Origin of the sequence: Marinitenerispora sediminis, from assembly GCF_003336425.1 — a bacterium.
Classification (GTDB): domain Bacteria; phylum Actinomycetota; class Actinomycetes; order Streptosporangiales; family Streptosporangiaceae; genus Marinitenerispora; species Marinitenerispora sediminis.
Genome location: NZ_QEIO01000432.1, coordinates 1 through 233, shown reverse-complemented (window position 1 = coordinate 233; position 233 = coordinate 1). Strand labels below are relative to the sequence as shown.

1 pseudogene is annotated in these 233 nt (G+C 73.8%); it reads left to right on the top strand.

The features are described 5' to 3' along the window. A pseudogene (locus tag DEF28_RS28205) lies at positions 1-233 on the top strand (hypothetical protein); the annotation flags it as partial.

The following is a 233-nucleotide window of genomic DNA, read 5'->3' as shown; positions in this document are numbered from 1 at the left end:
CGAAGGACTCCTCGAACAGCTCGCCCCACGGGCCGGCGAACGCGGTCACGGTGATCTCCCGCTCGCCGGACCCGGAGCCTCCGGTGTCGATGGCGCCGCCTCGGCGGTCCTCGCCCTCCTCACCAGCACCGCGTGCGGCGCCATCGACACCGGAGGCTCCGGGTCCGGCGAGCGGGAGATCACCGTGACCGCGTTCGCCGGCCCGTGGGGCGAGCTGTTCGAGGAGTCCTTCG